Source organism: Vibrio sinaloensis, assembly GCF_023195835.1.
GTDB lineage: Bacteria > Pseudomonadota > Gammaproteobacteria > Enterobacterales > Vibrionaceae > Vibrio > Vibrio sinaloensis_C.
On the sequence record NZ_CP096199.1, the window covers coordinates 148941 to 171088 of the forward strand.

Annotated in this window: 20 protein-coding genes; 16 read left to right on the forward strand and 4 right to left on the reverse strand. The window is 42.1% G+C overall.

What is annotated here, in order from left to right; all coding sequences use genetic code 11:
* Positions 1-44 precede the first annotated feature (44 nt).
* From MTO69_RS00725 to MTO69_RS00790, 14 genes are all read left to right on the forward strand, one after another.
* Complete coding sequence (locus MTO69_RS00725; protein ID WP_248330249.1) at positions 45-1277, forward strand: hypothetical protein; 1233 nt, start codon at positions 45-47, stop codon at positions 1275-1277.
* A gap of 1 nt (position 1278) precedes the next feature.
* Positions 1279-2049 carry a glucose-1-phosphate cytidylyltransferase gene (gene rfbF / locus MTO69_RS00730; RefSeq protein ID WP_248330251.1) on the forward strand — a complete coding sequence of 257 codons (771 nt, stop codon included), beginning with the start codon at positions 1279-1281 and terminating at the stop codon, positions 2047-2049.
* Between the two features lie 2 nt (positions 2050-2051).
* Positions 2052-3149 (forward strand): CDP-glucose 4,6-dehydratase, encoded by a 1098-nt coding sequence (gene rfbG, locus MTO69_RS00735; protein ID WP_248330253.1) that lies wholly within the window; start codon positions 2052-2054, stop codon positions 3147-3149.
* Positions 3137-3598 carry a dTDP-4-dehydrorhamnose 3,5-epimerase gene (locus MTO69_RS00740; RefSeq protein ID WP_248330254.1) on the forward strand — a complete coding sequence of 154 codons (462 nt, stop codon included), beginning with the start codon at positions 3137-3139 and terminating at the stop codon, positions 3596-3598. Before rfbG ends, MTO69_RS00740 begins: the two co-directional genes overlap by 13 nt.
* A complete protein-coding gene (locus MTO69_RS00745; protein ID WP_248330256.1) occupies positions 3576-4676 on the forward strand; it encodes a DegT/DnrJ/EryC1/StrS family aminotransferase in 1101 nt (366 codons plus the stop codon). Before MTO69_RS00740 ends, MTO69_RS00745 begins: the two co-directional genes overlap by 23 nt.
* A gap of 152 nt (positions 4677-4828) precedes the next feature.
* Complete coding sequence (locus MTO69_RS00750; RefSeq protein WP_248330258.1) at positions 4829-5773, forward strand: glycosyltransferase family 2 protein; 945 nt, start codon at positions 4829-4831, stop codon at positions 5771-5773.
* A 2-nt stretch (positions 5774-5775) separates the two neighbouring features.
* The gene (locus MTO69_RS00755) at positions 5776-6939 is read left to right on the forward strand and encodes an O-antigen polymerase (RefSeq protein ID WP_248330260.1); all 1164 of its coding nucleotides are present in this window, start codon (positions 5776-5778) and stop codon (positions 6937-6939) included.
* 3 nt (positions 6940-6942) lie between these two features.
* Positions 6943-7980 (forward strand): polysaccharide biosynthesis protein, encoded by a 1038-nt coding sequence (locus MTO69_RS00760; RefSeq protein WP_248330262.1) that lies wholly within the window; start codon positions 6943-6945, stop codon positions 7978-7980.
* Positions 7980-9083 (forward strand): UDP-2-acetamido-2,6-beta-L-arabino-hexul-4-ose reductase, encoded by a 1104-nt coding sequence (gene wbjC / locus MTO69_RS00765; RefSeq protein ID WP_248330264.1) that lies wholly within the window; start codon positions 7980-7982, stop codon positions 9081-9083. The genes MTO69_RS00760 and wbjC overlap by 1 nt, the downstream gene beginning before the upstream one ends.
* Positions 9084-9092: 9 nt before the next feature.
* Positions 9093-10223: a non-hydrolyzing UDP-N-acetylglucosamine 2-epimerase gene (gene wecB / locus MTO69_RS00770; RefSeq protein WP_248330266.1), complete on the forward strand. Its 1131-nt coding sequence runs from the start codon at positions 9093-9095 to the stop codon at positions 10221-10223.
* A 1-nt stretch (position 10224) separates the two neighbouring features.
* A complete protein-coding gene (locus MTO69_RS00775) occupies positions 10225-11433 on the forward strand; it encodes a glycosyltransferase family 4 protein (protein WP_248330268.1) in 1209 nt (402 codons plus the stop codon).
* Positions 11430-12341, forward strand: a complete 912-nt coding sequence (locus MTO69_RS00780) for an NAD-dependent epimerase/dehydratase family protein (protein WP_248330270.1) — start codon at positions 11430-11432, stop codon at positions 12339-12341. Before MTO69_RS00775 ends, MTO69_RS00780 begins: the two co-directional genes overlap by 4 nt.
* Positions 12338-12886, forward strand: coding sequence for a sugar transferase (locus MTO69_RS00785; RefSeq protein ID WP_248330272.1), 549 nt, complete (start codon positions 12338-12340; stop codon positions 12884-12886). Before MTO69_RS00780 ends, MTO69_RS00785 begins: the two co-directional genes overlap by 4 nt.
* An 82-nt stretch (positions 12887-12968) precedes the next feature.
* Positions 12969-14909: a nucleoside-diphosphate sugar epimerase/dehydratase gene (locus tag MTO69_RS00790; protein WP_248330274.1), complete on the forward strand. Its 1941-nt coding sequence runs from the start codon at positions 12969-12971 to the stop codon at positions 14907-14909.
* A gap of 94 nt (positions 14910-15003) precedes the next feature.
* On the opposite strand, the gene MTO69_RS00795 is transcribed toward MTO69_RS00790, so the two are convergent.
* Genes MTO69_RS00795 through MTO69_RS00805 form a run of 3 tightly spaced genes read right to left on the reverse strand, consistent with a single transcriptional unit; the run spans position 15004 to position 18080 of the window.
* Positions 15004-15843, reverse strand: a complete 840-nt coding sequence (locus MTO69_RS00795) for an energy-coupling factor transporter transmembrane component T family protein (RefSeq protein ID WP_248330276.1) — start codon at positions 15841-15843, stop codon at positions 15004-15006.
* A complete protein-coding gene (locus tag MTO69_RS00800) occupies positions 15840-17525 on the reverse strand; it encodes an ABC transporter ATP-binding protein (protein WP_248330278.1) in 1686 nt (561 codons plus the stop codon). Before MTO69_RS00800 ends, MTO69_RS00795 begins: the two co-directional genes overlap by 4 nt.
* 6 nt (positions 17526-17531) lie before the next feature.
* A complete protein-coding gene (locus MTO69_RS00805) occupies positions 17532-18080 on the reverse strand; it encodes an ECF-type riboflavin transporter substrate-binding protein (protein WP_248330280.1) in 549 nt (182 codons plus the stop codon).
* Between the two features lie 424 nt (positions 18081-18504).
* On the opposite strand from MTO69_RS00805, the gene MTO69_RS00810 reads away from it, so the two are divergent.
* Positions 18505-19821, forward strand: a complete 1317-nt coding sequence (locus tag MTO69_RS00810) for an MBL fold metallo-hydrolase RNA specificity domain-containing protein (RefSeq protein WP_248330282.1) — start codon at positions 18505-18507, stop codon at positions 19819-19821.
* A 370-nt stretch (positions 19822-20191) separates the two neighbouring features.
* Here MTO69_RS00810 and pssA read toward each other — a convergent pair whose 3' ends face one another.
* Entirely contained in the window at positions 20192-21532 is a 1341-nt protein-coding gene (pssA, locus tag MTO69_RS00815; protein ID WP_248330284.1) for a CDP-diacylglycerol--serine O-phosphatidyltransferase, read from the reverse strand.
* Between the two features lie 204 nt (positions 21533-21736).
* Here pssA and MTO69_RS00820 point away from each other — a divergent pair, with 204 nt between their 5' ends.
* Positions 21737-22087: a four helix bundle protein gene (locus MTO69_RS00820; RefSeq protein WP_248330286.1), complete on the forward strand. Its 351-nt coding sequence runs from the start codon at positions 21737-21739 to the stop codon at positions 22085-22087.
* Positions 22088-22148 lie beyond the last annotated feature (61 nt).

Here is a 22148-nt window from a genome sequence, read left to right on the forward strand (position 1 = left end):
TTCTTCGGGAACAATAAATAATGGAATGTAATAAAGATTCTAGTGTGAATATCGTATTTTGCTTTCCTTATAGAGGTGTGGGTGGCGTTTCGTTATTATTCTCTCGAATTGCTAATTATCTATCAAAAAAAAGATGCGTCTTTGTTGTTGATTATAAAGATGGGTTTATGGCAAAGAACATTGAGGCTAGTGTAAAGTTAATTGAATACGATGAGCAAACCCCGGCTGTCATTCCAGAGAATACTATTGTTGTATTTCAAGCTATGACACCTTGGAGTATCTTTTCTTCTTTAACTATTCCTGATAGCAGCAGAATTTTCTTTTGGCACTGTCATCCTTACAACTTAGTTCCTTCCTATCCAGTCGTAGATGGATATTTGAAAGCTCATAGACAAATCAATCTACTAGTATATAAAACAATATTTCGTTCTTACTGGAACAAAGCCAACAAATTCTTAGAAATTCTGAGTGAAAACAATTCCATCGCTTTTATGGATAAGCCTAATAAAGATAACACACAATTCTTTTTTAAAGGGCTGACCTTTGATAGTCCTTATTTGCGTATACCTTCATTCTCCGTGAATAGTCGTCATAAAAAATTTGAGCCTGGTCTACTAAGACTTGGGTGGATAGGACGTATTACGGACTTTAAAGTCAGTATACTAAAGCACACTCTTTTAGTTGCAAACAAAGTTGCTAGTAAGATTAATTCTCCCATTGAGTTTACAGTGGTTGGTTCTGGTGAGTACCTATCAGAAGTAAAAGGGCTTGCATCTAGTTTAACTCAAATCAAAGTTGAGTTCATTGAGCATATCGATCCTAAAGTGATCGATGATTATATTTTTGACAACATTGATCTAATGTTTGCAATGGGGACTTCTGCCCTCGAGTCAGCCAAGTTGGGTGTACCAACAGTTTTGCTCGATTTTTCTTATAAAGATGTACCAGACAGTTATGCTTTCGTACCGTTGTTTCTCAAACAAGGTGAGTCACTAGGAGAAGATGTTAGCGCTCTTCATTCTTACAGCAATGGTGTTAACCAAAGCTTGGCTTCAATGTATAATATACTGCACGACCTTGAAAACGATAAGTACCAAGAGTATTCCGACTCAACTGTGGAATACTTCAACAAATTTCACGAAATAGGACAAATAGCGGAGCAACTGGTGACCTGTTTAGACCGGTCCAGGACTTGCTATAACGATTTGAAAGAGCAAAATATCATAAGCGATAAAATGAGTTTATATATGCTTATCAAAAAAGCACTAAGAGGATAAAATGAAAGTATTATTGCTAGCGGGTGGATTGGGTACACGACTGAGTGAAGAAACCGATGTTAGACCAAAGCCAATGGTTGAGATTGGTGGTAAGCCTATTCTTTGGCACATCATGAAAATGTACTCCCAGCATGGGTATAATGATTTTGTTGTTCTTTTAGGCTACAAAGGCTATTACATAAAAGAGTATTTTGCTAACTACTTCTTACACCAAAGTGATGTAACAATTAATCTGGCCAATAATGAGATGAAGATTCATAAGAATGCTTCTGAACCTTGGACAGTGACTTTATTGGATACTGGTATGCATTCAATGACTGGCGGCCGTGTTAAAAGAGCCCAAGAAATAATCGGTAATGATCCTTTTATGTTGACATATGGCGATGGTGTTTCAGATGTGAATATTACCGAGTTGGTTGAATTTCATAAGAGCCATGGTAAAGCCGCTACCATGACATCAGTACAGCCAGATGGCCGCTTTGGGGCGATAGAAATAGAAGGGGATAGAATTACTCAATTCCTTGAAAAACCAAAAGGGGATGGTTCATGGATTAATGGTGGCTTCTTTGTCTGTGAGCCCAAGGTTTTTGACTATATTACCGAGGGTGATGCAACCGTATTTGAGCAAATGCCACTTCAGAAGTTAGCAGAAGATGGAGAGTTGTTCTCATATAAGCATCAAGGTTTTTGGAAGTGCATGGATACATTAAAAGACAAACATGATCTAGAGAAAATGTTATTCGAAAACTGCGCGAAATGGAAAAGTTGGTGATTATGTTTGATAACGTTTATAACGGTAAAAAGGTTTTAGTAACGGGTCACACCGGTTTTAAGGGAACATGGCTCACAACATGGCTATTGAAACTTGGAGCTCAGGTTTGTGGTATATCTAAAGATATTCCAACTCAGCCATCTATATTTGAAGAATGTAAATTAGAAGATGAAATAGAGCATCATTTTGCAGACGTGCGTGACTTAAATGCAATTAGAAGTATCATCGAAAATTTTGAACCAGATTTTCTATTTCATTTAGCTGCACAGCCAATCGTGTCTATGTCTTATTCAGATCCTTTAGATACGATTTCTAGCAATGTCATGGGGACTGCGAATATACTAGAGGTTCTGCGAGGTGTAAGTTTCAAATGTAGTGCTGTTATTGTTACTAGTGATAAGTGTTATGAAAATGTGGAGTGGCTTTGGGGGTATAAGGAAACTGATTCACTTGGAGGTAAAGATATCTATAGTGGCTCAAAAGGAGCAGCAGAGGTTATTTTTCACGCCTATCAGAGTTCATTTTTTTCTTTAGGTCACAACGTGCGCTTAGCTACAGGAAGAGCAGGAAATGTTATCGGCGGGGGAGATTGGGCTGAGGACCGAATTGTTGCAGATTGCATGAGGGCGTGGAGTCAAGGACACAAGGTACAGATTCGTTGTCCAGAAGCAACAAGACCTTGGCAACATGTACTTGAGCCACTTAGCGGTTACTTACACTTGGGAATGGCCCTATGCAAGGGTCAGGGACTTAGTGGGCAACAGTTCAATTTTGGTCCAAGAGCTGAACAGAATCATACAGTTAAGGAACTGCTTTCCTCTCTTTCTAAATTGTGGGGTTTTGAAAATGATCTTGACGCTTTCCAAGTTACAGACAACATTCCTTTCAATGAAGCGGGTTTGCTTAAGTTAAATTGCGATAAAGCATTGTTCCATCTCAAATGGGAAGCGACTTTAGATTATTCTGCGTGTATAGAGCTTGTCAGCGATTGGTACGTTAACTTCTACAAAGGATCTTGTAATCCGCGGAATTTTACTGATTCACAAATTAATGTTTATGAATCAGTAGCTAGGAAGAGAGGGATAGCATGGGCACTTTAGACGGGGTTGTAGTTGAACCGTTGAGCGTTATCAAACATCCTAAAGGTGATATTCTTCATGCACTAAAAGAAAACGAAAAAGCTTACTTGGGTTTCGGAGAAGTATACTTTTCGACCATACATTTTTCGGAAGTCAAAGGGTGGAAAAAGCATACTAGGATGAATATGAATCTTTTGGTGCCGGAGGGTGAAGTTCGCATTGTCATTTGCGATGAAGAATTAAACAGATCAACAGGGGCAGGCTTCCAAGTTGTTCAACTCTCTAGGGGCAATTATGCGAGAGTTACTATACCATGTGGCTTGTGGGTCGCTTTTCAAGGAGTGTCCCAAGGAACTAACTTACTTATGAACTTCGCTGATATCATGCATGATCCTGAAGAATCCATAAGTGTACCACTCGAAGACATCGATTTTGATTGGAGCTTAAATGAAGAATATTCGTCTTTCTAAAGCTTGTATTTCAGAAAAAGAAATACAGCAGGTATCCCAGGTTTTATCCAACGAATACTTGGGCATGGGACAGGAAACGAAAATGTTTGAGCTTGACTTAGCAAGGTACCTCAACATCCCTGTAGGAAATATTGTAGCTGTTAATACGGGAACATCTGCTCTGCATATCTCTTTAAGTGCCCTTGGAGTGGGTCCCGGAGATGAAGTTTTAGTTCCTTCATTAACTTATGTAGCCTCATTTCAAGCAATTTCTGCAACAGGAGCGACTCCTGTTGCATGTGACGTATCTTCTAATACAGCATTTTTAGATGTCAATGAACTTGAGTCTAAGATTAGCAAGAGGACGAAAGTTATAATGCCTGTGCATTATGCCAGTTCATGTAACGGAATTGATGAAATATATGAAGTTGCTAAAAAGTACAACTTAAGGGTTGTAGAAGATGCAGCACAATCGTTCGGTTCCAACTACCGAGGAAGGAAAGTTGGTACTTTCGGCGATATCGTGTGTTTTAGCTTTGATGGTATAAAGAATATAACGTGTGGAGAAGGAGGGTTAGTCGTATCGTCTGATTCAATTTTCACTGAAAAAGTTCGAAATGCACGCTTACTTGGTGTGCTAAAAGATACAGACATGAGGTATTCCAATAAACGAAGTTGGGATTTTGATGTAGTGGAGCAAGGCTTTCGTTACCACTTAAGCAATTTAAACGCGGCTATCGGTCGGGTTCAACTGACTAGGATCGATGAGTTTCGAAGGAGACGCCAAGAACTGGTCAATATATACTTGAACAATCTCGATCTTGTTCCTTTAGAGTTGGACTACCAAGATATAATGCCTCATATTTTCGTTGTACGTGCTAAGTGCCGAGACGAATTGAGAGAATATCTGACTGACAGTGGTGTTGAAGTAGGGGTACATTATAAGCCAAATCACATGCTGTCGCTTTATCGCGGTGAATTTCCCTTGCCCATAACAGAGACGCTTAGAAACGAGTTAATTAGTCTGCCTTTACACTGTGATCTTAGCTCAGAAGATGTGTTACATGTTTGTCAATTAATTAATGGTTTTTATAAATAAATCACCCCAAGTGGTTGTGTTAATTTATTTCAGGAGTCTTAGTTTTTTGGCTCAAGTGCTATCTAGAAAACTTCTTGTTGTCATTGTTTTATCTGCCTTTCTATTACAAGAAGCTTTAATAAGAAATAATAGTTTATAGGACAGGAACTTTTATGAAACCTCCTTTCTTTTCGGTAGTAATTAACTGCTATAATGGCGAAGAGTTTTTGTCAGAAGCCTTGGCTTCAGTACTAAATCAGAGTTTTGATGATTTTGAAATAGTTTTTTGGGACAATTGCTCTACTGATAATAGTAAATATATTCTAGACACTTTTAATGACAGTAGGATCAAGTACTATTCTTCATCTGTAAATACTTCTCTTGGTGAAGCTAGGAATGAGGCGGTAAAGGCTTGCATAGGAGAATGGATTACTTTTCTAGATGTTGATGATCTTTGGTTTGAGAAAAAATTGGAGATTCAGCATACACTGATCGGTTCATTAAATGATGATTATTGCCTGATCTACTCTGGCGTAGAAGAAGTTGATTCACAACTTAACCATATAAGATTTGATTTGCCAAAAAAACATGGTGATGTATCTACATCTACTCTCTTAAATGAATTTGATATTAATATGGTTACACCTGCTATACGAAGAACTTTTCTCATCGAAAATAATATTAACTTTAATACTAGAATTAAGGCATCTGAAGAATACAATCTTTTTTTAAGATTATCTTTATTAGGCAAGGTTTTTGCTACGGACGATATTCTGGGTAAATACCGCTCTTACGAAGAAAGTTTGACTAATAAACATATTGAACAGTGGTATTATGAACGAATGATAACTATTCTTGATATGTTTGAATTATCCCCTGGTGACTTTATAGAGAATCCTTCCTATTATATCAAAGCAATTGAAAGGGGTATATACTACAAAGCAAGATATATGGCTTCATGCAATAAAACTCGTGAATTAAAAGCCTTGATGAAATTTTTGAGATACAGATCCAAAAGCTACTTTTTTCTGTACTTGATTTCTCATAACTTATCGTTCTGGAATTTAATACACAATAGGAAGATTAAGTCCATATTAACAAATATAATAATGAGATAGACATGTTTATTTCTCCGTTAAAGATTTATTTTTCGTTTTGGATCTTTCCTCTTGCAATAATTCAGATTCTTGATTTTGAATTGTTTGTGAAGCCATCTGTTGACCTATACGTGCTTGTTGTTGGTTCTACCTTACTTTTTTTCTTTATGACAATTCTATTTCAGTTTCTCATAAAGGCTAAATCAAGCCCAAGTTTTACATTGTCTAACAATATAAATTATCCCGTTTTTTTCAAAGCTACTATAGGCCTGTTTTTACTCTGGAGTTTTGTTTATATTGTTAATGTTGTTGGTTCTGGTGGGCTTCCTATTTATTGGATTATAGTATCTGATGGAAGAACTTATGTCGATTTCGGGCTACCGACACTGGGTGGGCTAAGTAACCTACTACGCGCTTTTACATTGACTTGTTTTTTCATAATTTACAAGTTTGGTCCCAAGCGTTCAAAAAAAATCAGTTTATATATATCAATTTTTCTATTGGTAACTGCCTTTATCTTCGAAACTGGAAGAGGGAACGGTGTTGTTTTGCTTCTTCATCCAGTAGCGATATATTTTTTGACTCGGAAGTTTACCATTGGTCAACTTGCACTTTTATTCTTAGTGTTCATCGCTTTTCTTGTTTTTACTGGCTCTATACAAGTCTTACGCTATGAGAATGGTATTGATATGCTATTTAGTTATTTAAAATCGCAAGGAATAGATATCGGTGATAATTTGCCTTTGGCGCTTTTTATGCCAAGTGTGTTATATATTGTATTGCCAATTGTTAATACAGGCCTAAATCTAGAATATGCAACATTCTTTGACCTTAATCCTTATTACTCGATGCAAGGTCTGGTTCCCACTATTATACGTGATTTTCTTTTTGTTGAGAAAGATTATGGAGTATTAGTAAATGCTGCAAATAATGTCACTTCTTATTTTACACCATTAGTTAGAGATTTTGGTTTATATGGAGGGTTGATGTTTAGTTCTTTACTCTTGTCCTATACTTCTTATGTTTATAGGAAAGCTAGAACAGGCTGTTTATTAAATATATTACTTCTGCCTCCAGTATTTATGAGTGTAACGCTTTCTTTTTTTAGTTTGTTCTACACTTCGCTAGTAGTGGTGTTGTATCCAATTTTGGCTCTTTTTACTTACAATCTCATAAAGATCAGGTAGCTTATGTTTAATGATAAAGTTTTACTTATTACTGGCGGAACGGGTTCTTTCGGAAACGCAGTGCTAGATCGTTTTCTAAATACTGAGATTAAAGAAATTCGAATCTTTTCGCGTGATGAGAAAAAACAAGATGACATGCGTAAAAAGTACAACTCACCTAAGTTGAAGTTCTACATTGGTGATGTTCGAGATTATAACTCTATTTTGTCTGCCACTCGTGGTGTTGACTTTGTCTACCATGCAGCAGCGTTAAAACAGGTTCCTTCCTGTGAGTTCCATCCAATGGAAGCTGTAAAAACGAACGTTCTTGGCACAGAAAACGTGCTCGAAGCTTGTATTTCAAATGAAGTGTCTCGAGTTGTTTGTTTGAGTACAGATAAAGCGGTTTACCCAATCAATGCAATGGGTATTTCTAAAGCAATGATGGAAAAGGTCATTGTTGCAAAGTCACGTAATATTGATCCTGAAAAAACAGTAATATCGGCGACGCGCTATGGAAATGTTATGGCTTCTCGTGGCTCTGTAATTCCTCTATTTTTACGCCAAATTGTGAATGGTAACCCCATCACAATTACAGACCCGAATATGACACGCTTCATGATGACGTTGAACGATGCAGTCGACCTCGTGTTACATGCATTTACGCATGGTGTAAACGGTGATATCTTCGTCCAAAAAGCGCCAGCAGCAACTATTGAAGTATTAGTCGAAGCAATAAAAATAATAACTTCAAAGCCAGACCATCAAGTTAATGTTATCGGAACTAGACACGGTGAGAAGCTTTACGAAGCTCTATGTAGTCGCGAAGAAATGTTTGTTGCTGAGGACCAAGGTGGTTACTACCGAATTCCCTCTGACAATAGAGATTTGAATTATTCTCAATATGTCGAGGAGGGGGAGCAGGACCTAAGCACTATCGAAGATTACAATTCCCACAATACGGAACGATTAGATGTTGCGGGTATGGTCCAATTGCTTCACAAGTTAGACTTTATTGCGGATATAGAAGCTGGTAGTGTTAACGTCCCGGAAGGTGTGTAATGAATGTATTGATTACAGGCGCAAAAGGCTTCATTGGTAAAAACTTGTCTTTATTTCTCAAAGAGCAAGGTAAGCACGTAGTTACTGAAATTGATCGAGATTCTACTGAAAGTGACTTAGATAACGCGCTAGCTAACACCGACTTTGTTTTCCACTTGGCGGGCGTGAATCGCCCTAAGAACGATTCAGAATTTAAAGAAGGCAATGCAGATTTAACGTCTCACATTGTCACTACTTTGAAGGCTAACGGTCGTAAAGTGCCTTTGATGATCAGTTCATCAACACAGGCTGCGAGTGATAATGCGTATGGTGTCAGTAAAGCAGAAGCTGAGAAAATGATAGAAGCTTACGGGCAGGAAACAGGTTCGCCTTATTTCATCTATCGTTTCCCAAATGTCTTTGGTAAATGGTGTCGTCCAAACTATAATTCTTTCGTTGCTACTTTCTGTCATAACATCCTGAATGACATTGAGATCAATATTCACAATGCAAATGCGCCCGTTACGTTGGTTTACATTGATGATGTTTGTAAATGTTTGATGAACTTACTAGATGGAGATACGCCCTCTGGTTCCGCTCAGGTTACACCCGAGTATCCAACAACGGTCGGTTATGTTGCAGATACGCTTGAACGCTTCAAAGAAAGCCGCGATACCTTAATCACTGAAAATGTGGGTGTGGGTCTAGAGCGAGCTCTGTATTCGACTTACTTAAGCTATATGCAGCCTAGTCAATTCAGTTACGCCATTCCAAGTTATGGGGACGAAAGAGGTGTCTTTAGTGAAGTGCTTAAGACAAAGCAATCTGGTCAATTCTCGTTCTTTACTGCTCATCCAGGTATCACTCGTGGTGGTCATTACCATCATACTAAGAATGAAAAATTTCTAGTGATCAAAGGCCAAGCTTTATTCAAGTTTGAGCATGTGATCACCGGCGAGCGTTATGAACTAAGCGTAGACAGCAAAACTCCAGAGATTGTTGAAACGGTTCCTGGATGGTCACACGATGTAACAAACGTTGGTTCTGAAGAGCTGATTGTTATGTTATGGGCGAATGAAATCTTTGATCGAAAAGCCCCAGATACAATTGCCAAACCTCTGTAAGGTAAAATGATGAAAAAAATGAAAGTAATGTCAGTGGTTGGCACCCGACCTGAAATTATTCGTTTGTCCCGTGTACTTGCTAAGTTGGATGAGCATTGCGAACACATCCTAGTACACACTGGACAAAACTATGACTTCGAGCTAAATGAAGTTTTCTTTAATGATCTTGGCGTTCGAAAGCCAGATTATTTCCTAAGTGCCGCAGGTAAAAATGCAGCAGAAACCATAGGTCAAGTAATTATCAAAGTTGATGAAGTGCTTGAGCAAGTAAAGCCAGAAGCAATGCTTGTACTAGGCGATACTAATTCCTGTATCTCTGCTATCCCTGCAAAGCGTCGCAAAGTGCCAATATTCCACATGGAGGCGGGGAACCGGTGCTTTGACCAGCGTGTGCCGGAAGAAACCAATCGTCGTATCGTCGACCATACTTCAGACATTAACCTTACCTATAGCTCTATCGCGAGAGACTACTTGCTTGCTGAAGGGTTGCCTGCTGATCGCGTGATCAAAACGGGCAGTCCAATGTTTGAAGTGCTGACGCACTACATGCCGCAAATCGATGGCTCAGACGTACTAAAGCGTCTTCAGTTAGAGCAGGGTGAGTTCTTTGTTGTGAGTGCTCATCGAGAAGAAAATGTCGACTCACCAAAACAACTCGTTAAGTTGGCGGAAACGTTGAATACTGTGGCAGCTCATTACGGCTTGCCTGTTATTGTGTCAACGCACCCAAGAACGCGTAATCGCATTGAAGCTCAAGGTATAGACTTCCATCCTAATATCCAGCTATTAAAACCTTTAGGTTTTCACGATTACAATCATCTGCAAAAAAATGCCAAAGCAGTACTTTCTGATAGTGGCACTATCAATGAAGAGTCTTCAATCATGAATTTCCCTGCCTTGAATTTACGAGAAGCGCATGAGCGTCCTGAAGGTATGGAAGAAGCGTCGGTTATGATGGTTGGTTTAGGAGTTGAGAGAGTCATGCAAGGGCTTCAAATCCTTGAAAGCCAGCCTAGTGGTGATGCCCGTTTACTGCGTCAAGTCTATGATTACTCGATGCCAAATGTGTCAGATAAAGTGGTGAGAATCATTCATTCATATACAGATTATGTGAAGCGCGTAGTTTGGAAAGAGTACTAGTTTGAAAAAAATAATCATCCTAGCTGAATACATAGGAGAGAACCATAACTCTACCGCGTATTACTGGTCTCAAATCAGTAAGCATCTTAAGAATGACTACCATGTTGTGCTCATTGCGCCCGAAAATGAGCATTCAATCTCGTTTGTTGCTCAGTATGATATCGACGCACGACTGGTGAAACTGGCTAAGCACAATAAAAATAAGCTGCTGTCTCGTTTGCTTGGTCAAGCCAAGCAAACTGCCAGTTTTCTGTCTGCTGTAAAGCGCGAAATCGTGGATGCCGATTTAATTTTCTCTGGTACCAACCCTATCGTGACCATGGCAAGTTTGTCGCTCATGAAGTGGCGCTATCGGTTTCAATGGTTGGTGCTTGTCCACGATGTTTTCCCCAATAATTTGGTGCCGGCCAAAGTCATCTCTCCAAAGGGATTGATTTACAAAGCGTTGTTGGCGTGGTCTAAAAAAATGTATTCCTCTCCAAATCGACTTATTGTGATAGGCCGAGATATGAAAGCTTTGTTGAGTGACAAAATTGGCAACTCAGCCAGTATAGACTTCGTCCCCAACTGGGCTTCTACAGAGAAAATAGCCGTAGAACCCAAGTCAAGTAATGAAATCATTGCTGAGTTAGGCTGGCAAAACAATGTGGTTTACCAGTTTTTTGGCAATATGGGGCGCCTGCAAGGGATCGCTCAATTGTTGGATGCGATAGAGTTGTCTAAGAATACTGGTTCAAGGTTTCTGTTTATCGGGTGCGGTTCAGAGTCAGCAATGATTCGCCATCAAATCTACAAGATTAATAAAGATTGTGGCTATAAAAAGGCTCACTTTTTTGGTCGTCTGGATTTGGCAAAGAATCATATCGGCTTAAATGCGTGTGATGTCTCTTTAGTGACTTTATCGAGCAACATGTATGGGTTAGGAGTGCCGAGCAAAGCGTATTTTTCAATGGCTGCCAATAAACCGATTTTATATGTAGGAGAGCCAAAATCTGAGCTAGCTTTACTTCTCGCAGAACATCACATTGGTTGGACTTGTGAGCCCAACCAACCTAGGCAATTGGCTGATAAATTAGACTCCATAACCGAGCAATTCTCTGAAAACGGCGCTGAGTTTATGCAGCCTCGTGCAGTGCTGGCGAGCAACTTCTCTGAGGATATGGCTCTGCAGAGTATTAAACATTCAGTGGACGCAACAATTACCCCATGAACATACTTCTTACAGGAGCGTCTGGTTTTATAGGGCGTCATGTAACGACTCGCTCGAGTATCAAAAGAGTCGTCGTTCGCTCTAGAACCGCTTCTAACACATCATCTCAGTTTGAGATTGATACCTTGAATGGCGCAACCAATTGGAATGGTGCGTTTTCTGGAATCGATGCCGTGATTCACCTTGCGGGATTGGCTCATAGCCATCGCTTCAGTGAGCAAGAGTATCAGAGCGTCAATGTCGATGGGACATTGCATCTGGCTCAAGAGGCATTCAATGCTGGGGTAAGACGTTTCGTCTTTGTTAGCTCTATTGGTGTTAACGGCACATCAACTGCGAATGAGCCTTTTACACCTGCATCCTTGCCTGCGCCTCACAATGAGTATGCACAATCCAAATACCGTGCAGAGCTCAAGCTGAAGCAATTGGCAGCTGAGACAGGCTTAGAGCTTGTTATTGTTCGTCCCACACTGGTTTATGGGCCAGGTGCTCCTGGCAATTTTGGTATGTTAACACAGTTAGTTAAACGTGTTCCCATACTACCGTTTGGATGCGCCAACAATCGGCGTGATTTTATTGCTGTGCAGAATTTAGCTGACTTGTTGGTGGAATGTGCCAAGCACCCTAGTGCTGCGGGACATACTTTTTTGGCCTCTGATGGGAAGGCTATGTCGACCAAAGAGCTGACTAAAGCGATAGCAAACGGGGTAGGCTCCTCATTAATACAACTTCCAGTTCCAGTGTTTATCATGAAAATATTGGGTAAAATAGTGAATAAATCCGCTATGATAGATCAACTTTATGGCAACCTCGAAGTTGACTCATCCCAATTGCAAAAAGTGCTTGATTGGGTGCCTTCTATGACAGTGAAACAAGTAATGCAATCATTTAATGAGAATAATCAATGATTCGTATAGTCGATTTTTGTGCAGCCTTCTTTGGCTTACTTTTTCTTTGGCCAGTCATGCTCATTGTGACTATTTTGGGGTGGTTCGACACAGGCTCCCCCATCTTTGTTCAAGAGCGTGTAGGGCGTAACAAAAAACCGTTCAAACTGATAAAGTTTCGCACCATGTCAGTTGAGACGAAATCGGTCGCAAGCCATTTGGCCAATAATGCTTCAATTACCAAGTTGGGTGCTTTTTTGCGTAAAACCAAAATTGATGAACTTCCTCAATTGATCAATGTGGTGAAAGGAGAGATGAGCTTGGTCGGTCCTCGCCCAAACTTGTTTAATCAAGAAGAGCTTATTAAAGAGCGGGACGAGCTTGGTGTGTATGATGTGCTACCTGGTATTACGGGCTTGGCACAGGTGCAAAATATCGATATGTCGACACCACAGTTATTGGCTAAAACTGATAAGCAAATGATCGATACGTTATCGCTAAGTAATTACTTTAAGTACATCTTTATGACTGTAACGGGCAGTGGCGCTGGTGATGCTGTGAAGTAGCCAACTTCTTTGAGTATCAAGGATGAACAAGATATCTAAGCGCCAGTACAATACAGGCGTTAGTTGTATAAAGAGTACCGAAATGGCTAGGCTGAATTTTATCTGGAATTTATCGCGCTTTAATAAACGCCTTATTAGCATCGCAATTGATGTGGTGTTTATTGTCTCTTCATTTTACGCTGCATACTGGGTGCGCATTGGTAGCGTGCAAGCATTTGGAGAGCCTCTAGCAATCTATGTGTTGTTTGGCACTCTGATTGTCACTATTTTTGCCTACTCCAAGTTAGGCCTGTACCGAGCCATTTTACGATACCTGACTTTCCATGCGTTGGCGGCGGTAAGTATTGGTACTGTCATTTCTGCTTCGGTCGTCGCTATTCTTGCTTTTTACTTTGATGCAGCAATACCTCGCTCGATCCCCATTATATATGGAGCATTTTTATGCTTGTTAAGTGGTGGTTCACGTTTGATCGTGCGAGTGCTTGTCAATCAAGCCAATAGCAAAGGCAAAAAGCGTGTCCTTATCTATGGTGCGGGTGCCGCTGGTCGGCAGTTAGCATTAGCACTACGTTCTTCCGAAACGCATAAAGTTGTTGGTTTTCTTGATGAAGATCCTACTCTCGACAATACCATTATCCTCGGTTTAAAAGTTAAAGGTGTTCACAAGGCGCAGCGCCAAGTTGAAAAGCATGATGTGAGCCAAATCTTGCTTGCCGTTCCCAGTGCCACAAGAGCAAAGCGGAAGCAGATTTTAGATTCTCTGGTACATCTTCCAGCAGAAGTACTTACTGTACCTGACATGAAAGATATCGTAGAGGGGCGAGCAAATATTGATGAACTAAAAGACGTCGCCATCGAAGATTTGTTGGGTCGAGATTCTGTCGCACCCCAGCAAGCTTTGATGGAAGCCAATATTAAAGGCAAAGTGGTGATGGTAACAGGGGCTGGTGGCTCAATTGGCTCTGAGTTATGTCGTCAAATTGTCAGGCAAAAACCTGCATCATTGGTTCTGTTTGAACTATCTGAATTCGGTTTGTACCAGATTGATCGTGAGCTCACTCAATTGATTCAAGAAGAAGGATTGAGTGTGGAAGTTGTTCCTCTACTGGGTTCAGTTCAACGTAATAATCGTCTTTCGACCACAATGAAGAGTTTTGCTGTGCAAACTGTATATCACGCCGCTGCCTATAAGCATGTACCATTAGTCGAGTACAACGTGGTAGAAGGCGTGCGCAACAATGTGTTTGGTACTTACTATACTGCCAAGGCGGCGATTGAAGCCGATGTGGAGTCCTTCGTGTTGATCTCGACAGACAAAGCCGTTCGTCCGACTAACGTCATGGGTACCACCAAGCGAATGGCAGAACTGGGTCTTCAGGCTCTCGCTGAACAAGAAAATGCCAAGGAGAAGGGAACACGTTTCTGCATGGTTCGTTTTGGTAATGTCTTAGGTTCCTCTGGTTCGGTGATCCCGCTTTTTAAAAAGCAAATCGCTAACGGTGGTCCGATCACGGTGACTCATCCCGACATCATTCGCTACTTTATGACCATCCCTGAAGCGGCTCAGTTAGTGATCCAAGCGGGGGCTATGGGAAAAGGTGGTGATGTATTTGTTCTCGATATGGGAGAGCCGGTTAAAATTACTGATCTCGCTACTAATCTTATTCAACTGTCAGGGTTAGAAGTCAAAGATGAGAAGAACCCTTATGGCGACATCGAAATTGAGTTCTCGGGCCTTCGTCCCGGTGAGAAGCTATTTGAAGAGCTGTTAATTGGTGACAATGTTGGGGAAACGGCGCACTCTAGAATCATGACTGCTCATGAACGCTTTTTACCGTTGAATCACTATGTTGATCTATTGGATAGACTAGATAAAGCGTGCCACAATTTTGAGCACGATAAAATCAGAGAGTTGTTGCTAGAAGCACCAACGGACTTTAATCCAACCGATGGTATAGGTGACTTGGTTTGGCAGAAGCTTCACCAAGAAGATGCAGACGAATTGGTGGGTAACAGTCACTAATTATCAAAGAGATCCGATAGTGTCGATTCATTGATTACTGATACACAATCGATTTGTGTTGCCAACGCCCTCAGTGCTCCGAAACTCTTTTTTCCTAAAATGGATACCAAAACAGTTGCGTTTCCTGATAACGCTTGAGGATTGCTAAGAGCACCACAATTGCAATAATGCTCAAGCAGATTTTGTCTACTCGCTTTAGAGGAGAGGCGCTGTACCAAGTTCGTGTCTTATGTCGTCCAAAACCGCGCAGCGTCATGACATTTGAAATCTCATCGGCGCGATCTAAGCTGGAAAAAACTAACGGTCCGAGAATCTTTGCCACATTTTTCATACGTTGAAACAAAGGCGTGTGCTTTGAAATATCCAGTCCTCTTGCTTGCTGAGCGTGCATGATATTAACAAAGTCATTTTTAACTTCTGGCAGGTAACGCAACGTCAAACTAACAGCGTACGCGATTTTGTATGGCACGCCGATTCGATTGAGGCTGGCTGCAAACTCTGTCGGGTGTGTGGTGAACACAAAGACCAGCGCAATCGGAAACATACTGAAGTATTTAAGTGTCACGGTTCCCAGATAAAACAGGGTTTCTTGGGTTAACGTGTAATCGCCTGGTAGAGCCAACAGCTCAGTCGTTGAGCCTATATATACGCTGCCTTGCTGCGGGGCGAGTAAGAACATGAACAAGGCATTGAGCATCAGAACGCTCGCCGTCGCAATAATTAAGGGCTTGTAGACTGTAAAAGGAACTTGGGTCAGCTTTAATAAAAAGAGCCCGGAGAGTATTAGCACTGTTATGAGCCGTAAATCAAACGTTGTCAGAACAACGGTGACCCAAGCCATAAAAAGTGCGAATTTGGTAATGCCATTTAAAGCGTGCAATGGTGATTTCGTGTCGATGTAGTTGATGCCGAACTTCATTTTTGATGGATTCATGCTGCACGCATCTCCTGCTGGATAAAATACCGCATGAAGGCGTTTTTATCTTCAACGCCAAGATTTTCGGCAAGATCATATAAACTCGTGGTCGTGAGGTTGGCTTGCTCGAGCAGTTCTGGGTGAGTAAATACATCGGTCATCGGTGCGTCAGCAATAAGCTTGCTATCAGATATCACAATGGAGCGTTGAGTATGCTCAAGGACGAGATGCATATCGTGAGAGATGATGAGCACAGTGATACCTAATTCTTGATTCAGCTTTCCGATGAAGTTGAGCATCGCTGTATAATTGCGATAGTCTTGTCCGGCCGTTGGTTCATCTAGGATCAGCAACTGCGGTTTCATTACCAGAATTGAAGCAATGGTGACACGTTTCTTCTGACCATAGCTCAATGCCTCGATAGGCCACTGGCGATACTTACTTAGGCCGCATAGCTCTAACACTTCACTGACTTGGCTTTCAACCTTTTGCTCTGGTAATCCTTTGTTCCTAAGACCAAATGCCACTTCATCGAAAATCATGTGATGCGAGATCATATGATTTGGATTTTGCATCACAACACCGATATGTTGACTACGCTCGAAAATAGACAGTGAGTTGAGGTTTTTGCCTTGATAGGTAATGTGCCCTGAATCGGGCTCTAGCACTCCCATGATCAGCTTTGTTAGCGTTGACTTGCCCGACCCATTTTTTCCTAGAATCGACACGCATTCGCCTTGTTTGATCTCAAAGCTTACCTTGTCAAGCGCGTTTCTTTCACCGTCATAAGAATAAGTTAAGTCTGATACTGATATCAGGCTTTCGTTTGAGAGATTTAACGAAGAGTGTGGGCTATTCCAACCCCTAAAATAGGTTTTATACGAAGGCTTGCTTAGATTTTCTAAGGAAGCACCATGCGCCATATCAATCGGACAACCAGCGGCTTTCAGTGCAGATAAGTAAAGCGGCTCACGAATACCGTGTTTGCTCAACAAAGAAGAGCTTAGCAATTGAGTAGGTGACATATCAGCAATAATTTCACCGTGTTCCATCAGGATTATTCGGTCTACGTGCCGATGCAAAACGTCTTCAAGGCGATGCTCGATGATGATGATCGTTTTTCCAGTTTCTTTGTGTAGTTGGTCAATGATTTCAACTGTCTTGCGGCCAGTTTTAGGGTCTAGGGCTGCGAGGGGCTCATCGAAAAGCAGTGTATCTACCTCATCGACTAAAATGCCGGCAAGAGAGACGCGCTGCTTCTGTCCCCCTGATAACTCGTGTGGCGAGGCATCGAGTAAATCAGCAAGGTCGACCATCTTGGCGGTCGACTGCACCAATGGATACATCTCAATATTTAAGGTTAATTGGTTCTCTAGAGCAAACGCGATGTCTTCACCAACGCTCAGGCCCACAAATTGACTGTCGGTGTCTTGTAAGACCGTGCCCACTTGTTCTGTGAAGTGATGAAGTTCAAGCTTAGAGGCGTCTCTGCCGTTGAGCTTTAGTTGGCCGGTGGATGTTCCTTTGATTGCGTGTGGGATTAGGCCATTTAGACACTGGCCAAGTGTAGACTTTCCGCTACCACTTGGCCCGATGATGACGATTTTCTCTCCTCTCTCTATCCTTAGATTGATATGCTTAAGTGTAGGCTTATCCAGTGACTCATATCTAAAAGAGAAGTCAGAAAATTCGATAGTCATTGTTGCTTATGCCTCAGATAGGTTTCGGCTCTGTTTATTACGTTTGGCGACTGACTTAAGAATAAAGTAACCGACAACAGAAATCAGGACAGTGTTACCCGCCGCGATAATCACGAGTTGAGTAAAGACTTTGGTAAAAGGTTCTGCATAAAGCACTGTATCCAAAAAGGCAGAGCATCCATAGCCCAAAACGTTACCAATCAAGGCCAGAACAATAAACAGGCCAAAGTCTTTATTATTGAACTCTCCTGTGGCGATGCGCTGCTTGGTGAGCATTGGAAACAGGCCGATAATCATACCGACGATTCCTGAGCCAAGCACCCAAGTGAGCCATACACCCCAACCGGCGAATAGGTCGGTCACCCAGTGACCAATAAACCCAATTAAAAAACCAACCAACGGTCCAAAAAGAACAGAGAAAAGAGCGAGGACCGCCATAGCAGGTTTTAGTGTGGTATTGGCAAAGACTGGTATACCAAACATAGGAAGCCCGCCAATTCCATAAAGCGCAGCTCCGATAGCAATAACAACCACCGTTTTAGCAGTTAAGTTCATAGATACTCCTTATCTTTTAGGATAAATAATGCGTCTTTTAACATCTGTCGCCGTTGCAAGTATGCCAGTTGTTTTCAGCGCAGCATTATATACATACCAGCCTCAAATTGGAAAAGATAAGTCTAGATGGCCATATGCCCATTTGTTAATGAATGGTTATGGAAATGACATTAAACTGGATCAGTTACGATGATGAATTTTTATACGTTTATTCTAAGCTTTTGTATCTTTGCAAAGGGTTCTCTCCTGCCTTGCAGGGTCTAGTCGAATAGTGGTGGGTCAATGAAGCATTTCTTTACTCTATGCACGTTGCTTCTATTTGTTTGAATTCTCGCCTCGCTCGCATTTCCTGTAGCTACCTAACTATTTTCCTCATAAACCTAATATTTTCTTTATATTCATTTAGTTGATTATGGAGATTGGTATGGAAGTGATTCATCGCGGCGGCAAGGATACGGTGACAGGTGCGTGTCATGAGCTGAGAGTTGGCCGCCAGAGTATCTTGCTCGATTGTGGGATGTTTCAAGGGCAAGATTCGCAGCCTCTTGAGGTAAAGTTCCCAGTTAAGCATATCCAAGCTCTGGTGGTGACTCATGCACATATTGACCATATAGGCCGGATTCCTTGGCTATTGGCTGCAGACTTTCAAGGGCCGATTTATTGCACACCAGCGACGGCAGAGTTATTGCCTCTGATGTTAGAAGATGGTCTAAAGTTGCAGCTTGGGCTCAATAAAGGTCAAAGGCATCGAGTATTAGAGCTGATTCGTAAGCGCATCAGGGCGGTGAATTACCAGCAATGGCTGCCGATAAAACTCAAGCAGGAGACTGTCTATATTAGGTTTAATCCAGCTGGGCATATACTTGGTTCAGCTTATGTTGAATTTAAGCAAAAGGATGGCCGTGTGACTGTATTCTCTGGAGATTTAGGGCCGAGAAATACCCCTCTTCTTCCCGACCCCGTTGCACCCCGCCGAGCCGATACTCTGTTTATCGAATCTACCTATGGCAACAAAATACACCAGAGTGTCGCCGAGCGAAGTGAGTGTTTACTTGGCATTATTCAACGTTCGCTACAAGATGGCGGCGCAATCATTATCCCCGCTTTTAGTGTCGGTCGAACTCAAGAGCTCCTGTTCGATATTGAGCAACTCATTCACAATCATCAAATCACCGCCAAGCTTCCAGTTATTTTAGACTCTCCGGTGGCAGCGAAGATCACGCGCTCTTATCGACGCTTTAAAAAGTTGTGGGGTAAAGAAGCCAAGCAAAGACTTGATGCACACAGACATCCACTTGCGTTTGAACAATGTATTACCGTTGTTGATCACCCAAGCCATAAAGCCTTGGTTAATCGTCTGGCGACGACTGGAGAGCCAGCGATTGTTGTGGCAGCGTCGGGGATGTGTCAGGGCGGGCGAGTAATGGCGTACCTCAAAGCCTTGCTACCTGATAAGCGCACCGACGTTATCTTTTCTGGTTATCAGGCGCAGGGGACTCTGGGGCATAAATTGCAGCAGGGTTGTAAGCAGATAGAAGTCGATGGTCAGTTGATTCAGGTGGAGGCGCAATTGCATACTATGTCAGGTTATAGCGCCCATGCTGACCAGCAAGACTTAATAGAGTTTGTTGAGGGGATAGAGCATAAGCCTGAACGTATTCACCTTATTCATGGTGAGGCTGAGGCCAAGCGTGTCTTTGCCACTATGTTGGAGAAGCGAGGGTATCTGGTTAGATGCTGAATCTAAGTTAGGCCTAGTAGTTATGGCAAATAGATCCTGAATCACGCTCGTGCCTCGCTGTTCAGGATGACGAGAGCTATAGGTTTATGCGTCATTCCAGAAGCGAGAAACGGGTTATACGGCATCTGGTTTTTGATTGTGTGACTAGATCCTGAATCACGCTCGTGCCTCACTGTTCAGGATGACAAGGGTGAAAGTTTTCAGCGTCATTCCGGAAACGAGGTACGAGTTATCCGGAATCTGGGTTTTGATTGTGTGTTGAGGAGATCCTGAATCACGCTTGTGCTCGCTGTTCAGGATGACTATGGGCTAAAGGTTAAGCGTCAGTCCGGAAGAGAGGAATGAGCTATTCTGAATCTGGCTGTATCCATCACAAAATCCGCTTTAGTACTCTATCCGCTTTGACTCGGGTGATCTTGCGCATTAACTTCTGCACTGCCTCTGGGTAGTCTTCGGCTTTCTCTAGCTGTCTGTAGGTACAGATCAACTGCGTATGTTGCAGAATATTCTCCACTTCCTTCTCGAACTGTGGTGTTAAGTGATGGAAGTGGTCTTGAATTAGAATCGCGTTTTCTAAGTCTAGGCTCCAGGCGCGCGGGTTCAGGTTATTACCCGTGATCAACATGTAGCGTTTGTCGACCCAGATTCCCTTCAAGTGGAAGCTATTTTCGTCATGCTTCCATAATCGAATAGAGAGCCTTCTTGCGGCGATATTAGCTTCATTGGCCTTTGCGAACAGGCGTAAATTACGCTCGTACAGATAAGGCAAGCCGCCTATGGTTTTGAACTCGTCTTGTGGTGAAATATAGAAGTCGTTTGCGGTTTTATCGCCCACCACTACGGTCACTTTTACTCCACGTCTCAGGGCTTTTTTCACTTCTTTGGCTACGCTGCGCGGGAAGTTGAAATACGGGGTACAGATAAAAATCTCATCCTTGGCTTTGGCCAGCAGTTGATTGATGCCTTGGTTGAGTTTGTTACGCTTTTTGCCAACGCCAACCATGGGCGTAATGGCAACTTGCTGGTTAGATACGGGTTGAGATTCAAACTGGTACTGGGCTTTGGCCAGCGAGCCGCGAAGCTGGCGAATTTGCGCTTTAATCGCTTTGGTCTCAGGCTTAGTTTCTGAGGTAAGATCATTGACCGCCGGGTGCGCAATCAACTCGTTTTGTACAAACGCAACCATGCTATCGGCCAGTGCTTTATTGGCTAACAAGTGGTAGCGGTCAAATCGATAACGTTCTTTATAGTTGAGGTAGATATTGTTGAGGCTAGCGCCACTGTAGAGCACCTGATCATCAATGATGAAACCTTTTAAGTGCAACACACCAAACACTTCTCGGCCACGTACGGGTATGCCATATACTGGCACTTTATGTTGATGTCTATCCGCAAACGCTTTGTACATGGCGGCATTGGTTTCACCGGGTTCGGCGCCGATCAAGCCACGCTGTGCACGGTGCCAGTCGACACAGACATTGATGTCTAAACCAGGATTGCGCTGTTTGGCTTGATAAAGCTCGGTCAAGATCTCTCGACCTGCCTCATCATCTTCAAGATAAAGGGCCACAAGGTAGATTCGTTTACTTGCCTGTCGGATCGCTTCAATTAGGCGAGTCCGAAAATCTTTGGCCGCATACAGCGTTTCAAACTCCGCTGGATCTTGCGCCAAAGTAGGCAGTTGCTCGAATAAATTCCTATTGGTCATCATGTTGGGTGGGTTACCTTTACTTAAAGTGGACAAGGATATTAGCAAACAAAGCGTCGAGTTTCGAGCTATGAGTGACGAGTTAAGAGTTGCGAGCTTCGAGTTTTTAGTAGTGAGACTTCGTCTCCAGAAAAACATGCTTAATTCGTCTGTTCTAACCCTCAAAATAGTTGACTGTGTTCTTATGTCAACGCATTGATTTTCGTTATGAAGCATGAAAATTTAGAAGTCTGGAGTCGTAGTTTTAAGCTTAGCTGCTTGGTGTATCGCTCTTTTGGTCACATTAGAGATTTCGGGTTCAAGGACCAGATTTGTCGTTCGGGATTGTCGGTCCCTAGCAATATAGCCGAAGGGATGGAGCGTCATAGTTCAAAAGAAAAAGCTCACTTCCTCTCTATTGCGAAAGGATCGCTTGGTGAACTCAGGACTCAACTATTGATTGCTATAGAGATCCAATATGTAGCTACAGATGTGGGAGATAAAATGGCTGAGGAGTGCCTTCATATCAGTCGTATGTTAGGCTCCCTGATAGTCGTGGTGCGCGGGCAGAATAACTGAGTGGAAAATTCATTATGTTTGTGAGTTGACAGCCGACATAGGCCCCGAAAAATGACTCGCC

Excerpts from the sequence above, each read along its gene's own strand:
- rfbF (WP_248330251.1), top strand. The coding sequence starts at position 1,279 with ATGAAAGTATTATTGCTAGCGGGTGGATTGGGTACACGACTGAGTGAA.
- rfbG (WP_248330253.1), top strand. The coding sequence starts at position 2,052 with ATGTTTGATAACGTTTATAACGGTAAAAAGGTTTTAGTAACGGGTCAC.
- MTO69_RS00740 (WP_248330254.1), top strand. The coding sequence starts at position 3,137 with ATGGGCACTTTAGACGGGGTTGTAGTTGAACCGTTGAGCGTTATCAAA.
- MTO69_RS00745 (WP_248330256.1), top strand. The coding sequence starts at position 3,576 with ATGAAGAATATTCGTCTTTCTAAAGCTTGTATTTCAGAAAAAGAAATA.
- MTO69_RS00750 (WP_248330258.1), top strand. The coding sequence starts at position 4,829 with ATGAAACCTCCTTTCTTTTCGGTAGTAATTAACTGCTATAATGGCGAA.
- MTO69_RS00755 (WP_248330260.1), top strand. The coding sequence starts at position 5,776 with ATGTTTATTTCTCCGTTAAAGATTTATTTTTCGTTTTGGATCTTTCCT.
- MTO69_RS00760 (WP_248330262.1), top strand. The coding sequence starts at position 6,943 with ATGTTTAATGATAAAGTTTTACTTATTACTGGCGGAACGGGTTCTTTC.
- wbjC (WP_248330264.1), top strand. The coding sequence starts at position 7,980 with ATGAATGTATTGATTACAGGCGCAAAAGGCTTCATTGGTAAAAACTTG.
- wecB (WP_248330266.1), top strand. The coding sequence starts at position 9,093 with ATGAAAAAAATGAAAGTAATGTCAGTGGTTGGCACCCGACCTGAAATT.
- MTO69_RS00780 (WP_248330270.1), top strand. The coding sequence starts at position 11,430 with ATGAACATACTTCTTACAGGAGCGTCTGGTTTTATAGGGCGTCATGTA.
- MTO69_RS00785 (WP_248330272.1), top strand. The coding sequence starts at position 12,338 with ATGATTCGTATAGTCGATTTTTGTGCAGCCTTCTTTGGCTTACTTTTT.
- MTO69_RS00790 (WP_248330274.1), top strand. The coding sequence starts at position 12,969 with ATGGCTAGGCTGAATTTTATCTGGAATTTATCGCGCTTTAATAAACGC.
- MTO69_RS00795 (WP_248330276.1), bottom strand. The coding sequence starts at position 15,843 with ATGAATCCATCAAAAATGAAGTTCGGCATCAACTACATCGACACGAAA.
- MTO69_RS00800 (WP_248330278.1), bottom strand. The coding sequence starts at position 17,525 with ATGACTATCGAATTTTCTGACTTCTCTTTTAGATATGAGTCACTGGAT.
- MTO69_RS00805 (WP_248330280.1), bottom strand. The coding sequence starts at position 18,080 with ATGAACTTAACTGCTAAAACGGTGGTTGTTATTGCTATCGGAGCTGCG.
- MTO69_RS00810 (WP_248330282.1), top strand. The coding sequence starts at position 18,505 with ATGGAAGTGATTCATCGCGGCGGCAAGGATACGGTGACAGGTGCGTGT.
- pssA (WP_248330284.1), bottom strand. The coding sequence starts at position 21,532 with ATGATGACCAATAGGAATTTATTCGAGCAACTGCCTACTTTGGCGCAA.
- MTO69_RS00820 (WP_248330286.1), top strand. The coding sequence starts at position 21,737 with ATGAAGCATGAAAATTTAGAAGTCTGGAGTCGTAGTTTTAAGCTTAGC.